Genomic DNA, 19,037 nt, shown 5'->3' on the forward strand with positions numbered 1-19,037 from the left:
CGGTAGGTCTGTTAAGCTTACCCAAAATCATACTTTTACAAAAGCAAAGCACCAACAATTAGTTGGTGCTAATGTTTCACATGATTTGGGACATTTTCAAAAATGCTTGACACAATTTCATTGATTTTTGACCATATAAAATGTATTTGCACATAAACCTTTGCTAAATACACAACACTCTCAATTTTTTTTGTTAGCCAGGTGGCCACTTAAACATCCTGCCTCCCAATAAATGAAAATGTATATGTTGAACAGTTTGACCCCCGTGTTCTCCACAATTAGAAACAATTCTATACCCACTTTCAGAAATTCCTAGGTCTTTCGCAATTTTTTTTGCAACAATAAATATATGACCTATTATATCTGATCCTTCTTCACTTAAATCGTTAAGGTTAGAGATATGTCTCTTAGGAATAATTATAACATGTACTGGAGCCTCTGGACTTATGTCTTTAAATCCTATAACGCTTTCATCCTCATAAAGTAACTCACAAGGAATTTGCTTTTTTATGATTTTACAAAAGATACAGTCATCCACATAATCACCTCCTAACCATCTTATATTATTATACTATTCAACATAAAATTTTATTCTCCTGCTATATATATTAATTAGTCCACACAACATTATAAATCTTCAACTTCGGAAGTTAAATGATCTACTTTGCATTCTATTAGTTTAGTCATGTGAAATTCACCCTCTATATTTCTAGAAGCCTTTGAAACAACCCTTATGTAGTTATCAGTATACCCTTGAAACTCATCTTCACTGTCGCTAAGTTTTTGCTCATAAAGTACACGCATACTTTTATTTACAAATTTATTCATAAACTTTTGTTCTAGCATATTATTAAGTGCAATGAGCTTATGACTTCTATCGTCTTTAATATTCCCATTAATCTGCTCCTTTATTTCAGCCGCTTTAGTTCCTTCTCTTGTGCTATATTTAAAAATATGCATTTTTGATAATTCTATATTTTCCAAGAAATTATAAGTTTCATTAAATTCTTCTTCCGTTTCTAAAGGAAAACCTACAATTATATCCGTAGTTATGGATACACCTTCAATATTACGTCTAAGATTTTCTACTACGATTTTATACTCCTGCGCTGTATATCTCCTATTCATTCTTTTAAGGGTTTCGTCACATCCACTTTGTAGTGAAAGATGAAAATGATGACATAATTTTTTAAGTACCACTATTTTCTCTATAACTCCCTCTGTAAAAAAAGTGGGGTCTATTGACCCTATTCTTATTCTTTCTATACCAGGAATCTTGTCAACCTCTTCTAAAATTCGAACTAAATCCCATCCCTTTTCTAAATCAGACCCAAAAGATGCTATATGTATACCCGATAAAAGAATCTCTTTAAAACCATTTGCAGCTAATTCCTGAACCTCTTCTATTATTTTGTCAGGAGTTTTACTACAAACCGCTCCCCTTGTGAATGGTATTATACAATAAGAACAAAATCTATTACAACCATCTTGAATTTTTACAAACGCCCTAGTTCTATCTTGATACTCACTGATATTCAAATCCTCAAATACCTTATTTTTTAGAACATCACTAACCTCTACAATTTGTTTGTTTTCATTTTTAGCTCTATTTACCCAGTAGACAATATCGCCTTTATTTCGACTACCTAAAACTACATCCACGCCCTCAATCCTGGCAACTTCTTCAGTGGCTATTTGTGCGTAACATCCCACCACTGCAATAATAGCTTCACTGTTTGCTCTTCTTGCGCGTCCTATCATCTGTCTTGACTTTTTATCACTCATATTAGTTACAGTACAAGTATTAATAACATATACGTCTGAAAATTCATGAAACTCTACTACTTCGTAACCTTCTCTTATAAATTTTTCAACCATTGCTTCTGATTCATATTGATTTACCCTACAACCTAATGTAGTGATTGCAATTTTCATTACACAACCCCCCCCAAATCTCCCAGTTCGTACATTAGCAAACTTAAACATGTAAACCCTGCCGTTTCAGTTCTAAGTATTCTCGGTCCCAAAGTGACTATTTGAGCCCCTATTTCTTTTAATTTTAATATTTCATACTCTTCAAATCCACCCTCTGGTCCTATTACAATAGCAACTTTAACAATATGTTTTTTTTCTATGTTTTGAACTAATTTTTTTATACCATATCCCTCTTCATTTTCATAGGGAACAACCACTAAATTCATAGGTTTTAATTCTTCTAACAAATTTACAAACTCTATAGGAGCATTAATTTGAGGCACCAAACTTCTCTTGCTCTGCTTCGAAGCCTCTAATGCTATCCTATTCCACCTATCCACCTTTTTAAACTCTTTAAGATCAGTTTTAACTACTACTCGTTCTGTAATAACAGGTGTTATTGCTTTTACTCCAAGTTCTGTATTTTTTTGAACTATCAAATCCATTTTTGCTGATTTAGGCAGACCCTGAAATAAGTATACCTCAATAGCGCTTTCATTATTTATAGCACTCTCTTCTAATAGGTTTATAATTACTTGTTTTTTATCTATTAGTGTTATTTCCCCAATATATTCTTTGCCCTCACCGTTGTTTATACTCACTTTATCAGAAACCTTGAGCCTTAATACCTTATATATATGTTTTACATCTTCACCATCAATAATAGCCACATTGTCTACTATACTTTGTTTTGGAACAAAAAATTTATGCATTATTTATTCTCTCCTCGACTTATTTAATTATCATACTAGAGCTTTGCAACTATGCAGACCCATTCGCCTTCTATATTTATCTCTTCAATTTTAAAACCACATGACTTTAATTTATCTAATACCTCATCTTTTTTACTTAAAATTATTCCTGAGGATATAAAGTATCCGCCTTCTACTATAAATGGCTTAACTCCCTCAGTCAAAAACATAATTATATCTGCCATAATATTTGCTATAACAATGTTTGCTTTTCCTTTTACAACTTCCATTAAATCTCCATATAATATCTCAATGTTATTTAAACCATTGTAGCTAACATTTTGTTTTGCAGACACTACTGCTACTGGATCTAAATCTACTCCTATGACCATCACAGCACCTAGCTTAACCGCTGCAATAGATAAGATGCCCGACCCTGTTCCTATATCAAAAACCGTAGAATCTCTGTCTACGTGCCTCTCTAACGCTTTTATACACATCCTAGTAGTCTCATGAGTACCAGTTCCAAAAGCCATACCCGGATCTAGTTCCACAATCACTTCATCTGGTTTTTTATCGTACTCTTCCCATATAGGTTTTATAACTACCTTTTCTCCTACCTTTGTTGGCTTATAATATTTTTTCCAGTTATTTTCCCAATCCTCTTCCTTTACATCCGTCATTGTAACAGTCCCCAGGCCTTTATCTAATCCAAACTCAGGCAAATTGTTTACTCCTATTTTAATTTTTTCAAAGTTATTATCAAATTCATCATCTTTTTTATAGTATCCCTTAATTACAACCTCATTATTTGTATTTATAATAGTCTCATCAAAATAGTCCCAATCCGTAGTATGATCTCGCCTATAAATCATATCAGCAGGGTCTAAAATAGAAACTCCACTTACACCAGTATTATTTAGCATTTCCGTCACAGCCTCAACTGCCTCACTACTTGTTATTATAGTTACTTCAATCCAATCTTTATCCATTATTATCCTCCTTGTTTATAATAAAAAACTCCGTTTTATAAACGAAGTTTTATTATTTCTATTTACCCAATATTTTATCCACAAAAGACTTTTTATTTTCTTCAGAAACTTCTACAATTTCACCACTAGCTTCCATATAAATTTTTAGGGCTGTTTTTTGTTTATCGTTCAAGGATTTAGGAACATCAACAATAACTTTTACATATTGATCTCCTCTTCCATGTCCATTTACTCTAGGTACACCCTTACTCTTAAGTCTAAACACAGTACCAGATTGTGTTCCTGCTGGTACTTTGTATTTAACATCTCCATCCACCGTTGGCACTTTAATTTCAGTACCTAGAGATGCATATCCAAAGCTTACGTGCGACTCAATATGAATATCAATTCCATTTCTTTTAAACGTTTTATGAGGAGCCACTCTTATATTTATATATAAATCTCCTGATGGGCCACCCTTTTCTCCGGGTTCACCTTGTCCTCTAAGAGGCATAACATTTCCAGTATCAACTCCACCTGGAACATTAATTTTAATTTTTCTGTTTTTTCTCTCTTTTCCAGAACCATGACAATTTCTACATGGTTCAGAAATTATTTTACCGCGCCCTCCACACTTATCACAAGTGCTCATACTAGCAAAACTTCCAAAAGCAGTGTTTCTCTGAACTTTTATCTGCCCATTCCCACCGCACTTATCACAAGTTTTTGGCGTAGTACCAGCTTTAGCACCACTACCACCACATTCACTACACTTTTCATTCTTTGTAATGGATACTTCTTTTTCAATGCCAAAAACAGACTCTTCAAAGCTTAAATTTAGATTATATTCTAAATCAGCACCTTTTTGGGGTCCATTCTGATTTCTTTGAGAGAAACCGCCTCCAAATATGTCACCAAAAATATCACCGAAACCACCACCACCAAAACCACCAAATCCTGAACTACCGTCAAATCCTGATCCACCGGCATCAGCTGTACCATATTGATCATAATTTGATTTTTTTTCTGGATTAGATAAAACTTGGTATGCCTCGTTCATTTCTTTAAACTTATCTTCTGCAGCTTTATTATCTGGATTTCTATCTGGATGATATTTTAATGCAGCCTTTTTAAAGGCCTTCTTAATTTCCTCATCACTGGCACCTCTTTCTATGCCAAGAGTTTCATAATAATCTTTTTTTGCCATGCTGTTTTACACCACCTAAAATATATATACTTATATAAATATAAACTAATGCGCAAAATAATTCAACCCATAGTATTATATGATTACCTACAATATTACTTGAATTAAGGGAAGGGTAATTACCCATCCCTTAATCAAATAAATTATTTATTCTTTATCGTCTACTTTAAAATCAGCATCCACTACATTGTCATCTTGTGGACCATTTTCAGAAGAATTATCTTGGTCAGGATTTTCTCCTTGACCTTGTGCTGCTTCTGCTTCTGCTTGATATATCTTTGTAGTTACTGCGTAGAAGGCTTCTGTTAGTTCTTCAGTAGCTTTCTTAATAGCCTCTGTATCTTCGCCTTCTTTAACTTTATCAAGAACTTCTAACTTAGCTTCAATATCTTTCTTATCTTCCTCTGATACTTTTTCTCCAAGTTCAGTTAATGTTTTTTTAGTTTGGTATGATAATTGTTCTGCACTGTTTTTAACTTCAATTGATTCTTTTCTAGTCTTATCTTCATCTGCAAATTTTTCTGCTTCTTTTACAGCTGCATCAATTTCATCATCACTTAAATTAGTTGATGCTGTAATTGTTATCTTAGCTTCTTTTCCTGTTCCTTTATCTTTAGCTGATACATTAACAATACCGTTAGCATCTATATCAAAAGTAACTTCTATTTGTGGTATTCCTCTTGGTGCCGATGGTATTCCTGAAAGAGTAAATCTTCCTAGTGTCTTGTTACCAGCAGCCATTTTTCTTTCGCCTTGAACAATGTTAATTTCAACTGATGTTTGACCATCTGCAGCTGTTGAGAATGTTTGACTCTTTTTAGCTGGGATTGTAGTATTTCTTTCAATTAAAGGAGTAGCTATTCCGCCTAGTGTTTCAATTCCTAGCGTTAATGGAGTTACATCAAGAAGTAAAACATCTTTAACTTCTCCGCTTAATACTCCTGCTTGTATTGCTGCACCAAGTGCTACACATTCATCTGGATTAACTCCCTTTGAAGGTTCTTTTCCAGTAAAGTTCTTAACTGCGTCTACAACTGCTGGAGTTCTTGTTGAACCACCTACTAGCACAACTTTATCTATTTCATTAAGTGATAAGCCTGCATCTGCAAGTGCTTTTTTCATTGGTTCTATAGTAGCATCAACTAAATCGTGAGTTAACTCATTAAATTTAGCTCTTGTTAAATTCATCTCTACATGTTTAGGACCTGTTGCATCTGCAGTGATAAATGGTAGATTAATGCTTGTTTGCATAGATGATGATAATTCAATTTTTGCTTTCTCAGCAGCTTCTTTTAATCTTTGAAGTGCCATTTTATCATTTCTTAAATCTATTCCATTATCTGCTTTAAAAGTATCAGCAATATGATCTACAACCTTTTTGTCAAAATCATCTCCACCAAGTTTAGTATTTCCATTAGTTGATTTAACTTCGAAAAGACCATCACCAAGTTCTAATACAGATACGTCAAATGTACCGCCACCTAAATCATATACTAATATTTTTTGGTTAACATCCATTTTATCTAAACCATAAGCAAGCGCTGCTGCTGTTGGCTCATTTATTATTCTCTTAACATCAAGGCCTGCTATTTTTCCTGCATCCTTTGTTGCTTGTCTTTGGCTATCATTGAAATATGCAGGTACTGTTATTACAGCCTCTGTAACTGTTTCTCCTAAATAAGCTTCAGCATCAGCTTTGATTTTTTGCAAAATATAAGCAGAAATTTCTTGTGGTGTATGTGATTTTCCATCAATATCTATTTTATGATCAGTACCCATTTCTCTTTTGATTGAACTTATTGTTTTATCTGGATTTGTAATTGATTGTCTCTTAGCAACTTGACCTACAAGTCTTTCTCCATTTGCTTGAAATGATACTACAGATGGTGTAGTTCTTGCACCTTCTGAATTAGAAATTATCGTAGGTTCGCCACCCTCCATAACTGCTACACATGAATTTGTTGTACCTAAATCTATTCCTATAATTTTTCCCATTATTATTTCCTCCTTAAACTTCTTTTAATTTATAATAATTGCTACTTATTATCTTTTTAATTTTTTAATTTTAATTTGCTACTTTGACCATACTATGTCTTAATACTTTACTTGCTCTTTTATATCCCTTTTGAAATACTTCAACTATTTCGTTAGTTCCGTACTGTTCATCTTCAACATGCATTACTGCATTATGAAGGTTCGGGTCAAACTCGCCCTCTGATGCTAATTGTTCCACTCCGAGTTTACTAAATGCTTCATTAAATTGTCTTACAGTCATCTCAACACCAACTCTTAAATCTTCTCCAGAGCCTTCAACAGCAAGAGCCCTTTCTAAGTTATCTAGCGGTGTTAATATTTCCTTTAAAACATCTACACAAGCATCAGTGTATATGCCTTCTTTTTCTTTTGTAGTCCTTCTTCTAAAATTCTCATATTCAGCAGTTGTTCTTAAAAGCTTATCTTTAAAACCTTCTACCTCATTCTTCAATTTCATATTTTCTTCAACTAATTTTTTTAATTTTTTACTCATATCTTTCTCTTTTTCACTTTCTAAAAGCTCCGTAAGCTCTTCCTCATCTACTATTTCAGCTTCTTCTGAAACCTCTTGTACATCACCATCAACTTCTTCTATGATAGTTTCATTTTCTAAGTTTAAATCATCTGAACTTAGATTTTCATCTTCCACTGATATATCTTCTTTTGAAATTCTTTCATTACGCGCACTCACTAAATCACTCCTCCATTACATGTTCAAAATAAATCTTTAATTTAAAGTCTTATCTATGGTCTTCATAGATTTGAGCTATATTGTCATTTAACCCTTTAACTACTTCAGTTAAAACAGATATAACTTTCCCATAGGGTATTCTTGTTGGCCCTATAACACCAATAGATCCTAGTGGCATTTCAGCTACACTGTAAACTGCCGTTATAATGCTACATTCTCTAGCACACTCAACAAAATTTTCTCCACCAATTTTAATTGTAATGTTACCAGTAATATCCCTAACACCTAGTAAACTATTTATGCTCTCTTTATTATCTACTAAAACTAAGAACTCGCGTGCTTTAATTATATTGTTATATTCTGGGTAGTTAAATATATTTGTTGCCCCCTGAATATAAACTTCTGAAGTTTCAATCCCTGATAGACTATCATATAAAGCTGGAATAATACCGTCAAAAATCTCTTGAAAACAAACCAAATCACTTTTTAAATTATTGATGACTTCTAAGTTTATTTGTTCAATTGTGTGTTTTCCCAATCTAAAATTAAGTATATTAGTAAGTTTTTCTATAGTAGAACTATCAATAGGTTTACTTACTTTAATATAATTATTTTTTATAATACCACTATCAGTAATAATTACAAACAAAATACTTAAAGCATCTAGGTTCATTAGCTGAATATATTTAATGCTACTCTTTTGAACAGAAGGAGCCTTAACTATAGACGTAAGATTCGTAAGGCTAGCAAGCATTTGTGTTGCTTGCCTAACAACTTTATCAACCTCATGTAAAGCTACATTAATAAGTTGGTTTTTGATCATATATTGTTCCTCAGTAGATAAGCTCGTAATTTTCATAAGCCTATCAACATATAATCTATAACCCTTATCTGATGGTTTTCTACCAGATGAGGTATGTAGTTGTTCTATATATCCCATCTCTTCAAGATCTGACATTTCATTTCTTATAGTAGCCGAACTAATACCTAAATCATACTTTTTAGCTATGGTTCTGGACCCTACGGGCTCACCATTATTTATATAATCTGTAACTATAGCCCCAAGTATTTTGATTTTCCGGTCATCCATTTCCATAATCTCACCTCTTTTATTAGCACTCACTACCATTGAGTGCTAACGAGTATGTATTTAAAATATCATTTACTATAGTATTTGTCAATAACCTCTATTTTTGAATATAGCCAATATCTATTGTTTATTCGAAATTAGCTCTCGAATGCTACGTTTTACTTCGATTATTATAAGAATTTATTAAAACATAAAATTTGCTGTGAATTATCATATCCAAATGTAAATTATACTTCATAGTAAGTATGCTAAGAGCTGTTACAGCAGGAATTCAGACATAATTACATTAGAGAGCTGGATGCCTTCATAAGTTAAAAAGATATTATCATCATTTTCCACCATAAATTTAGTTATTATATATTTGCTTATTACTGTGCCATAAACACTATGTATATCCTTATTAAATCTTTTGTTGAATTCATTTTTGCTGATTCCTCGAATCTTTCTAAGACCCATAAACATAAACTCTTCCATATCATCCTTCATTGAGTTTCTTGTTTTTTCTACTATTGCATTACCTTTTGTATTCATTTCCTCGATATATTTCTCTATATTTTCTTCGTTTCTATACCTAAACCCGTCACTGTATGAATGAGAAGCAGATCCGCACCCAATATATTCTTCCAAATTCCAATATACTAAATTATGGTTACATACCATATGGTCTTTTGCAAAGTTAGAGATTTCATATTGTATATACCCTTTCTCCCTTAAACGTTCTGTGGTTTCATAGTACATAGTTCTTTCTAACTCCTCATTAGGAAGCTTTAATGCACCCGTCTTAAATTTATTATAAAAAGCTGTTCCTTCTTCTATAATTAAACTATAGCAAGATAAATGCTCCGGATTAAGCTGGATTACATTTTCTAAGGTCTCTAGCCATTGCAGAAGGCTTTGAGAAGGAAGTCCAAACATTAAATCCACATTAATATTATGGAACCCTATATTTCTTGCCATTTCAAAACTTTGTTTAAAATCTTCATAGGTGTGAATTCTCCCAAGCTGCTTTAGCAGTGAATCCTGAGTAGCTTGAAGTCCAATACTAAGCCTATTTACGCCCATCCCTTTTAGAAGGTTTAATATTTCCGTTGTAAATGTTCCTGGGTTTCCTTCCACTGTAAACTCTAAATCCACTGCGGTGTCTAATCCTTCTATGCTTTTACTTATTATTTCCCAGCCTTCCAAAGATAAATAGGTGGGAGTACCCCCACCTATAAATATGGTTTTTATTTTTCTATGTTTTATACTATTTATTTCACTTGCTAAGGCTGTGGCATAATCAATCATAAAATTCTCCTTGCCAGCATAAGACGGAAAATCGCAATATAAACATTTTTGCGCACAAAAAGGGATATGTACATATAACGCCACACTTTTCATATCTTCTAATCACCTTACCTTCTAATCAACCTTAAGTATAGCCATAAATGCCTCTTGTGGAACTTCTACACTTCCAACTTGCCTCATTCTCTTTTTACCTTCTTTTTGTTTCTCTAATAATTTTCTTTTTCTTGAAATATCTCCGCCATAACATTTAGCTAAAACATCTTTTCTAAGTGCTTTTACAGTTTCTCTTGCAATTACCTTTGCATTAATAGCTGCTTGTATTGGAATTTCAAACATTTGTCTTGGTATATGCTCTTTTAATTTTTCACACATAACTCTGCCTCTATTGGAAGCTGTCTCCTCAGGAACAATCATGGACAGTGCATCTACTTTTTCACCTTTAAGCAAAATATCTAGTTTTATAAGACTTGCAGTCACATATCCCTTTAATTCATAGTCAAAGGACGCATAACCTTTTGTTCTTGATTTTAAGGCATCAAAAAAGTCATATACTATTTCATTAAGAGGCATATCATAATTAACCACAACTCTAGTAGTCTCGATATATGTCATATCAATGTATACACCTCTTTTGTGTTGGCATAACTCCATTACTGTCCCTAGATATTCTGATGGTGTTATGATAGAAGCTTTAACTATTGGTTCTTCCATATAATTAATCTCTGTAGGCTCTGGAAGATTTGTGGGATTTGTTATTTCTATTAACTCTCCATTAGTTTTCATTACTTTATATATAACTGATGGAGCAGTGGTAATAATATCTAAATTAAATTCTCTTTCTATTCTTTCTTGTACTATTTCCATATGAAGAAGACCTAAAAATCCACATCTAAATCCAAAACCCAAAGCAATAGATGTCTCCGGTTCAAATCCTAAAGCTGCATCATTCATCTGGAGTTTTTCTAATGCCTCTTTTAACTCACCATATTTAGCACCATCTATAGGATAAATTCCGCTAAAAACCATAGGTATTGCAGGTCTATATCCCTTAAGTGGCTCTAAAGCTGGTCTAGAAGCTTCTGTTACTGTATCCCCGACGCGGGCGTCTCTAACATTTTTTATAGATGCTGTTATATACCCAACATCTCCAGCACTTAGCTCAGGTACAGGAAGATAATTGGGCACAAAAACTCCAACTTCTACTACCTCATATACCTTATTGGTATTCATCAGTTTAATTTTCGTTCCTGGTCTAACTTTACCATCACGAATTCTTACATAGCATACAACACCTTTATAGCTATCATATGAAGAATCAAAAATCAGTGCTTTTAGTGGAGCTTCTTCGTCACCACTAGGTGGCGAAATCTTTTTTACTACAGCTTCTAAAACATCTTCTATGTTTAGTCCAGTCTTAGCTGAAATTAGAGGTGCGTCTTGGGCTTCAATACCTATTACGTCTTCAATTTCTTGAATTACCTCTTGAGGCCTAGCACTAGGAAGATCTATCTTATTAATAACAGGTGCAATATCAAGATTATTATCTACTGCAAGATAGCAGTTTGCTAAAGTCTGAGCTTGAATTCCTTGTGAGGCATCAACTACAAGCACCGCACCTTCACAAGCAGCTAAACTCCTAGAAACTTCATAGTTGAAATCTACATGTCCCGGAGTATCTATTAAATTAAATATGTATTCTTCTCCATTATCTCTTTTATAAACTAACCTAGCTGGTTGAGATTTTATAGTAATTCCTCTTTCTCTTTCTAGGTCCATATTATCAAGCACTTGTTCTTCCATTTCTCTTTTAGTTAAAGTTCCTGTCTTTTCTAATAATCTGTCAGCAAGCGTAGACTTGCCGTGATCAATATGTGCTATTATAGAAAAGTTTCTTATGTATTTTTGTCTGTTGCTCTGCATTAATTTTTACCCCCATTATTATATACGAATTAAATTAAATTATATCATAAATATATAAAGCTTTGTTAAACTTATATTATTTCGAAAAAATATTGTTATATATATCATTACACTTTTCTTTCACACCATCAATAACTTTATTATTTACATAAATAATATAATCCTTCGTCTCTATTTTAATATCAATGGGTTTTAAACTCACATCCACTGTAAATGGAGACTTTTTTCTAAGAAGTTCTGGTTTTCTAATACTAATTATAATTAACCCATATATAAAAATAGAAATGCAAAAAATAATTGCAACATAATATTTTTGCTTATTTTTTTTACGCATAAAAATGCCTCCCAATAATTAGATTTTAAATAACAATCATTATTTATTATCCCCTAACTAGTAAGGATGCACTTTTTATAAAAAATTATTCACTTTTCCCATTTATCTGCTCTGCTATGATTCTTGCTAAATACACACCAGTATTTCTAACTTCTTGAATAGTATTATTATTTGAGCCTACTTCTAAGAGCACAGCATTATCGCTCCTATTCTGATTATAAAAACCCATACCATATTGATAAGGATGTATTGGAGTGCTTCTTAAAAGACTTGGAAATAATTTGTTTGATATCCCTATCATAGAATCTATTAATTTCTTTTGCTTTGGGTATCTAGGATTTTTCGTTGTTACCACAAACATATACTTAGCAACACTCTCCCCATTTATTTCAGTTGTTACTCGACTCTTATCTACACTATCCCTATGTAAATCTATAATTAATTTAAAATCTCCATATACCTTTAAATACTTATCTAAAGTAACTCCAGATTTTTGGTAAGCTGCAGGATAATAATCTTTATCATGAACAGTCTTGTCATGTATAACTGCAATTCCATATTTTTTTTCTAATTCCTCAGCTATTACATCACCTACTGACACTACATTTTTTGTTTGGTCCAAATTACTGTTAACACTGGTTGTATCTTTATCTGAAGTGCGGTAAGCTTCTGATGTATGAGAATGATATATAAACACTTCTGGCTTCGCTTTATTTAGAGTCTTTTTTAAATCAGGGTTATCCAAGTTTAGTACCGTATTCGTACCGTTATCTTTAACATCAGTCTTACTTATTTGTTTTTCCTCTAGTTTAAATGGGTTGATATTAACAGTTTTTAGATTAACTTCTTCATTCTTTGTATTATCTACATAGGTATTATTTTCGCTTTCATTCAAGAATGCAATTTCTTTTGTTATTATTGAAATAGGATTCATAATATCTATTCCTAAAAATGATAGTACTGCAAATTTCATATCATTTACACTGCTAATATACACTTCTTCAGTTTCTGAGGAGTTAAATACAGACACTGTATTGTTAATAACCTTAAGATAAAAGTAATTTTGGTATTTTCCTTCACTATAAGCTTTAGTGCTCTTAGGCATAGTCAAAACAAATAAAAAAATAATAAGTAATGTGAAAATGCTAAAAATCATTCTCACATTACCGTTCTTTTTTGTATCTTTTTTTACAATATTTACTTTATTACTTGGGGCATTATTATTAATATCTCTGTACCTCATCTTTATCTCCCCCTACGTTTATACAATATATATGAGGAGATATGTAAAGTTATTACTAATTTAAGAACTTATTTATATCCTCTAAACCCAATGCTGGCTGCAAGGCTATGTTAATGCCATTAGCAATAATTTTAGATACTGAGTTTATAACAATATCAATTTCCTTTGGTGTCACAACAAGATTACCAACATATGGGTTTAATATTTCAGTAATCATCTTTTGTTTTTCTACTTTATCGATTGATTTAAGCATAGTGTAAAATTGTCCCCCTTCCTTTGCAGTCCTAATCATTTCATCTAACACTAAATCAATAGTGTCATTGGCTAGTGTTGCAGCATCAACTACTGTTGGAACTCCAATAGCAATAACAGGAATCCCTAAGGTTTCTTCGCTTATTTCCATTCTTCGATTTCCAATCCCTGTTCCCGGAGAAATTCCTGAGGTACCTATCTGTATAGTTCTATTTACCCTATCCATTTTTCTAGAAGCCAATGCATCAATACAAATTACTAAATTAGGTTTTATTCTCTCCACAATTCCCCTAATGATTTCCCCAGTTTCCATGCCGGTTATTCCAAGGACTCCCGGTGATATAGCACACACCGGTCTTATACCTTCATCTATGGAGTCAGGTACCAATTGTTTTAAATGTCTGGTCACCATTATTTTCGAAACAACTTTTGGTCCTACTGCATCAGGCGTCACGTTCCAATTTCCAAGTCCAACAACTAATGCTGTCATACTATCCTCCAGTTTTATTAATGGTTTCAAAACTTTTCCCATTACAATACTTACTCTGTCCATAGCATCGCCATCATAGTGAACAAATTCCGGGATATCAATTGTTATATATGTACCTTTTGGTTTTCCCATCATTTTTTCACCAATATCACTAACTATCTTTACATTAGTTATTTTAATATCACCATCATTATATTCATCCACATCAATACCAGGCATCTCACCATTGTTTTCTTCTTTGTATAACTCTTTAGCTTCTACGGCTAAATCAGTTCTTACACTTATCATAATTTCACCTCACCTAAATTTTTAATATTAGTTTTTCCTAATAGATATTTCCTATTCTTTAAAAATAATATATATAGGTTAAATTTCACTTGAAGTGCTTTAATTTTAATGCTATAATATCAGTTGTCTATTAAGAAAATTCGGATGCAGCTTTCCCCAAAGCTGTTGACTCGTTATTAAATTCAAGGAGGGCTAAAATAAATGGCAAATATCAAATCAGCAAAAAAGAGAATTAAAGTTACAATGGTTAAGACTGCTAGAAATACAATGATTAAATCTGCTTTAAAAACTACAATAAAGAAATTTGAAACAGCTATCGCTTCAGCTAATGTTGAAGAAGCTAAAGTTACATATGCAAGTGTAGTTAAAGCATTAGATATGGCTGTAACAAAAGGAATACTTCACATCAATAAAGCAGCAAGAAGAAAATCAAGACTAGCTGCAAAATTGAATGCTTTAACAGCATAAAAAACAACCGGTGACATGCACCGGTTATTTTTTTATCCTTTTATCACATCATAGTTTTTATCATAAACATTTCAATATTTATTTTAGAGTCTGTAGAAGAACTTTTCAGTGTTTTTTCTGCTTTAACACATAGTTCAATATTTCTCTTTAGTCTATTTAAAGTAAACTTCATACTCTGTGAAATCATTTTTTCACAAATATATGGATGAAGTTTTAGTTCATTTGCCAAACTATCTTTCGTTTTGCCACCTTCAATACCTAATTTAAGATGGAATAATATATTAAATTGTCTTCCTATCATATATAAAATAAATGGAATTTTTTCCCCTTTGTATATAAGCTCATTTAAAATATCTAGAGCCCTTTTAATGTTTTTCTGTGACAAATAATCTACTAAATTAAAAATATCATTTTCACTCTTTTGGGGCATCATAGCCAAAATATCACCCTTAGTAATTTCTCTTCCGAGAGCAAATGAAACTAACTTTTCTATTTCATTTAATATAATATCCATATTATTATCTACTTTACTACAAAATAAAGTAAGTTCTGATTTTCCTATTTTTGCGCCTGATGCTGCAAATAAATCTCTGCACTTTTTCTGAAGAACTTCTCCCTTTAATTTATCAACCTTTATAGCGCATATCTTTTTATCTAATTTTTTAATTTTATTACTTGGTTTTTCTCTGTCACTTGAAAATACATAATATATGATTAAAACGCAATGGGGTGATGGATTTTTTAAATATTCATTTAACAATGCAAAATTATTATTTTTTAAATCTCCGGAATTTTTGCTCCCACTATCCTCTAAAAATGAAGCTCTATATACAACCACTACCTTTTTATTACTCATAAATGGCATGGTTTCACAAGCATCAATAATTATTTCAAAATCAGTTTTACTCCCATCGAATTTTGAATAATTCAAATCTATAAATTCACTATCTAATACCTTATCAGTTATAAATTTAATATGGCTTTTTATTAATTTCTCATCAACTCCGCAAAATATATAACAATTTTCTAATCCGTTTTTCGTTATGTTTTTCTCTAAATCTGTAAAATTAATCAAATTATTTCCTCCAGCCCCTACAAAGGTTTAAAAAATTGAAATAAAAGAATAAAAATAGTACACAATGGAACATACTTAAATTGCTTATATCCTTTTTTAATTCCAAGATAACATAAATATAGTCCAAATACAACTAAACTCTCTATATCTGAAAAGTTAATTAATTCTGGTAATAGTACCACTAGCACTTTCTGAATAGATTCTATAATTGTTAACACAGTAAATAGCCCGTAACTTATTAAATTGAATATTCCACGAGTCCAGCTAAATACCAGTCCCATATTCCCCAGCACCACAACTATGGTGTAAAATGGCAACAACAATAAGTTACTAAACATAAAACCTACACTAAACGTTTTAAGTGCAAAAGCTGCATACGGCATAGAAAATATTTGAGAGCTTATGCTTAAGCTAAAAGGTTCATTTAAAGCAGATGGGAGTTTATATAATATTTTCTTTACACCCTTATTATATAATATAATTCCAAGAACACAAAGAAATGAAAGCATAAATCCTATGTCAAGAATATAAAATGGTCTAATTATTAATAATATAATTGCAGCTAGGCTCAGAGCGGATAGACTATCATATTTCCTATAAATTTTACTTGAAATTTTTAGTATGAAAATCATTATAAAAGCTCTTATTGTTGAGGCTTTCCCCCCTGTGAATATCATATATAAAAATGAGCATAATAGTGCAATTTTATAACCAGCAATAATTTCTAAAGCTTTATATACTATAGACATATGTAATCCTGATACACTAATAACATGACTGATTCCTAATTTTTTAAAATCATCTTTTTGTGTTTTTTCTATATAGCCACTGTCTCCAAAACATACTGCCATAACTATAGCTGCTTTTTCACTTCCAAGGATTCCAGAAAATTCTTCATATAAACTCATTCTAAAACTTTCAATCACTGATATTAAATCTTCATTACAAATTTCATAATTTTTCACTGTATATGTTCCAACGATACCTCTTTCATACACTGGATTTTTTTTAAAATCACCTGTAATCCAAACACTTCTTCCCTCTATTAATTTATAATTATTGCCTTCTAGTAATATTTTTTTATCATTATATTTTGCGTAGCAATAATATGTACTCTTATCTGAAATTCTAACTTTTAAATTTTGTGTATTGGGTAAGTTCACATTAAAATAAGCATAATAATTTACAGATCCAATAATAAAAAAGCAAACTACTAGATAAAAAAATTTATTATCTATAGTAAAATACATTGTAGCTAAAAAAGATGCAGCGAAAACTGCACCTAAAATAGGATTATTGATTAAAATTAGAACAGTAACGCATCCCATAAATATTGTTATTGCATAATAAACTAATGGTCTAGTCATAATGAATTATTATACTTGAAAATTTATTTTTTTTAAATAGAACCTATTAATTTGTTCCAAATATGTTATCAAGCATTTTAACCCTCCACAATTTCATTTTATCCAATAAAAATCTAAAGTAATCAATCTATCCCTACTTATTTTTTATTTTATTAATACCCCTAGAAGCCTCTTTTCCACCAGAATATAACCCAGATGCACTCATCCCCATTATTAATCCTGTAATTATTGCATTTTTAATATCTCCACTGTTTTCAAATATAAGTCCAAAACCAACTCCTATTATTATAGACGCTAAAGGTGCAAATCTATTTGGCAATCCCGCTTTTTTTATCACTTCAATTAGCATTGTTATTAAAGGAATAAGAGCAATGCCCTTATAATCATAGTTCATAATAAACCTCCAATCATATAATTATATTCATATAATTATATGTTAGAAAATTTAGATTATATACTATCTTTTATAACCTTTGTAATAAATAGGAGACTCCAGCATAATCAGCTAAAGTCCCCGTAATTTTAATAAAAGGTTTTAACGTTTTTTATGACGTCTTCTCCTGTTGTTTATAATAATAGTATTACAACAATCGTTGTTGTTATCATTACAACAACCATCATTGTTATCAGCCAGTAATAATAATATTATCCACCAAAAATACATTCATATTCCCCCTCTTTTAAGGCAAATATTCTCTGAAAAGGCATCTTCGCAAAAAAATCTATATTTATTTTTGTGAAACGCCACCGCTTCTTTTGTTAGTACATAATATTATATATCTTATGAAATAGTTCCAATAATTTTACTACAAGCCACTATGCCTTTGGCTAGTGGTAGTTGACGGCTGTACTATTTCAACTTTTCCATCAGGATATATATACATACCTTCGCCATTTCTTTTATCATTTTGCCATCTACCTATGTATTTTTCCCCTGTTGACCAAGTATGAATTCCTTCGCCGTGTCTAAGACCATCTATTAGATCACCTACATATGTATCCCCATCTGGCCATATACAAATACCTTTTCCAGATTTCTCACCATTATCAAAAAAACCAATGTATTTTTCACCATCAGGCCAAGTATATATTCCATATCCATGTTTCTCATCATTATGCCACTGGCCTATATACTTTTCTCCACAAGCCCAAGTGAGAGTCCCTTGACCATGCATTTTGCCCTTCTCCCAAAGTCCTATATATTTACTTCCATCACTATAAATAAAAGTTCCTTCACCATGTTTTAAACCATCTTTTATTTGTCCTTCATACTTTCCACCATGAATGTGTGCTGTGTTTTCAACTTTATTATTATGAATTTTGATTTTATTTAAATTAGCTGTATTTAACTTTATACTTTTCATATAGTTATTTCTCCTTCTAATATGTAGTGTTTATATTTAATTTCCCTTATAGTAAATATAATATACCATGGTTTTTGTAAATTATGAAGAATTTTTTTTTGCAAAATAAAAACCTATAGGAACTAAATCCTATAGGTATTTTTTATTAGATTAAATTATCTTTGAAATCCTCTATTGTTTTGTTGTTTTTTAGCTCTTCTACAATCAGGACATCTTTGAGGTTCATTTTCGAATCCTTTTTCTTTGTAAAATTCTTGCTCTCCCTCAGTGAATACAAATTCTTGTGAACA

At 31.6% G+C, this 19,037-nt stretch carries 20 protein-coding genes; 1 reads left to right on the top strand and 19 read right to left on the bottom strand.

Annotated elements, in window-relative coordinates; genetic code table 11:
• Positions 1–193: 193 nt before the first annotated feature.
• The 13 genes from JJD95_RS15725 to gpr all read right to left on the bottom strand — a co-directional run bounded on the left by JJD95_RS15725 (position 194) and on the right by gpr (position 14,473).
• Positions 194–538, bottom strand: coding sequence for a histidine triad nucleotide-binding protein (locus tag JJD95_RS15725; RefSeq protein WP_291643970.1), 345 nt, complete (start codon positions 536–538; stop codon positions 194–196).
• Between the two features lie 89 nt (positions 539–627).
• Positions 628–1,935, bottom strand: coding sequence for a tRNA (N(6)-L-threonylcarbamoyladenosine(37)-C(2))-methylthiotransferase MtaB (gene mtaB, locus JJD95_RS15730; RefSeq protein ID WP_291643971.1), 1,308 nt, complete (start codon positions 1,933–1,935; stop codon positions 628–630).
• A complete protein-coding gene (locus JJD95_RS15735) occupies positions 1,935–2,687 on the bottom strand; it encodes a 16S rRNA (uracil(1498)-N(3))-methyltransferase (RefSeq protein ID WP_291643972.1) in 753 nt (250 codons plus the stop codon). The genes mtaB and JJD95_RS15735 overlap by 1 nt, the downstream gene beginning before the upstream one ends.
• A gap of 35 nt (positions 2,688–2,722) precedes the next feature.
• Entirely contained in the window at positions 2,723–3,658 is a 936-nt protein-coding gene (gene prmA, locus JJD95_RS15740) for a 50S ribosomal protein L11 methyltransferase (RefSeq protein ID WP_291643973.1), read from the bottom strand.
• 58 nt (positions 3,659–3,716) lie between these two features.
• Complete coding sequence (dnaJ, locus tag JJD95_RS15745; protein ID WP_291643974.1) at positions 3,717–4,844, bottom strand: molecular chaperone DnaJ; 1,128 nt, start codon at positions 4,842–4,844, stop codon at positions 3,717–3,719.
• Positions 4,845–4,991: 147 nt separating this feature from the next.
• Positions 4,992–6,839, bottom strand: a complete 1,848-nt coding sequence (dnaK, locus tag JJD95_RS15750; protein ID WP_291643975.1) for a molecular chaperone DnaK — start codon at positions 6,837–6,839, stop codon at positions 4,992–4,994.
• A gap of 70 nt (positions 6,840–6,909) precedes the next feature.
• On the bottom strand, positions 6,910–7,527 hold the full coding sequence (gene grpE, locus JJD95_RS15755) for a nucleotide exchange factor GrpE (protein WP_291643988.1): 618 nt from the start codon (positions 7,525–7,527) through the stop codon (positions 6,910–6,912).
• A 91-nt stretch (positions 7,528–7,618) separates the two neighbouring features.
• On the bottom strand, positions 7,619–8,665 hold the full coding sequence (gene hrcA / locus JJD95_RS15760; protein ID WP_291643976.1) for a heat-inducible transcriptional repressor HrcA: 1,047 nt from the start codon (positions 8,663–8,665) through the stop codon (positions 7,619–7,621).
• 252 nt (positions 8,666–8,917) lie between these two features.
• On the bottom strand, positions 8,918–10,039 hold the full coding sequence (gene hemW, locus JJD95_RS15765; RefSeq protein WP_291643977.1) for a radical SAM family heme chaperone HemW: 1,122 nt from the start codon (positions 10,037–10,039) through the stop codon (positions 8,918–8,920).
• A gap of 21 nt (positions 10,040–10,060) precedes the next feature.
• Complete coding sequence (lepA, locus tag JJD95_RS15770) at positions 10,061–11,866, bottom strand: translation elongation factor 4 (RefSeq protein ID WP_291643978.1); 1,806 nt, start codon at positions 11,864–11,866, stop codon at positions 10,061–10,063.
• Positions 11,867–11,942: 76 nt separating this feature from the next.
• Complete coding sequence (locus tag JJD95_RS15775; RefSeq protein ID WP_291643979.1) at positions 11,943–12,200, bottom strand: hypothetical protein; 258 nt, start codon at positions 12,198–12,200, stop codon at positions 11,943–11,945.
• 85 nt (positions 12,201–12,285) lie between these two features.
• Positions 12,286–13,443: a stage II sporulation protein P gene (locus tag JJD95_RS15780; RefSeq protein WP_291643980.1), complete on the bottom strand. Its 1,158-nt coding sequence runs from the start codon at positions 13,441–13,443 to the stop codon at positions 12,286–12,288.
• Positions 13,444–13,498: 55 nt separating this feature from the next.
• The gene (gpr, locus tag JJD95_RS15785; RefSeq protein WP_291643981.1) at positions 13,499–14,473 is read right to left on the bottom strand and encodes a GPR endopeptidase; all 975 of its coding nucleotides are present in this window, start codon (positions 14,471–14,473) and stop codon (positions 13,499–13,501) included.
• A gap of 201 nt (positions 14,474–14,674) precedes the next feature.
• Between gpr and rpsT the strand changes: the two genes are divergently transcribed.
• Positions 14,675–14,941 carry a 30S ribosomal protein S20 gene (gene rpsT, locus JJD95_RS15790; RefSeq protein ID WP_291643982.1) on the top strand — a complete coding sequence of 89 codons (267 nt, stop codon included), beginning with the start codon at positions 14,675–14,677 and terminating at the stop codon, positions 14,939–14,941.
• A 43-nt stretch (positions 14,942–14,984) separates the two neighbouring features.
• Here the strand turns inward: rpsT and holA are convergent, their stop codons facing one another.
• The 6 genes from holA to JJD95_RS15820 all read right to left on the bottom strand — a co-directional run.
• The gene (gene holA / locus JJD95_RS15795; protein ID WP_291643983.1) at positions 14,985–16,016 is read right to left on the bottom strand and encodes a DNA polymerase III subunit delta; all 1,032 of its coding nucleotides are present in this window, start codon (positions 16,014–16,016) and stop codon (positions 14,985–14,987) included.
• A gap of 17 nt (positions 16,017–16,033) precedes the next feature.
• A complete protein-coding gene (locus tag JJD95_RS15800; protein ID WP_291643984.1) occupies positions 16,034–17,383 on the bottom strand; it encodes a ComEC/Rec2 family competence protein in 1,350 nt (449 codons plus the stop codon).
• 133 nt (positions 17,384–17,516) lie between these two features.
• Complete coding sequence (locus JJD95_RS15805) at positions 17,517–17,777, bottom strand: hypothetical protein (protein ID WP_291643985.1); 261 nt, start codon at positions 17,775–17,777, stop codon at positions 17,517–17,519.
• Positions 17,778–17,918: 141 nt separating this feature from the next.
• A complete protein-coding gene (locus JJD95_RS15810; RefSeq protein WP_291643986.1) occupies positions 17,919–18,047 on the bottom strand; it encodes a hypothetical protein in 129 nt (42 codons plus the stop codon).
• 142 nt (positions 18,048–18,189) lie between these two features.
• Positions 18,190–18,747: a phosphatidylinositol kinase gene (locus tag JJD95_RS15815; protein WP_291643987.1), complete on the bottom strand. Its 558-nt coding sequence runs from the start codon at positions 18,745–18,747 to the stop codon at positions 18,190–18,192.
• A 155-nt stretch (positions 18,748–18,902) separates the two neighbouring features.
• A partial coding sequence (locus tag JJD95_RS15820; protein ID WP_291643989.1) for a zinc-ribbon domain-containing protein occupies positions 18,903–19,037 on the bottom strand: 135 nt, incomplete at its 5' end.

Source organism: Clostridium sp. (assembly GCF_016650035.1).
Taxonomy (GTDB): Bacteria; Bacillota; Clostridia; order Clostridiales; family Clostridiaceae; genus Clostridium_AD.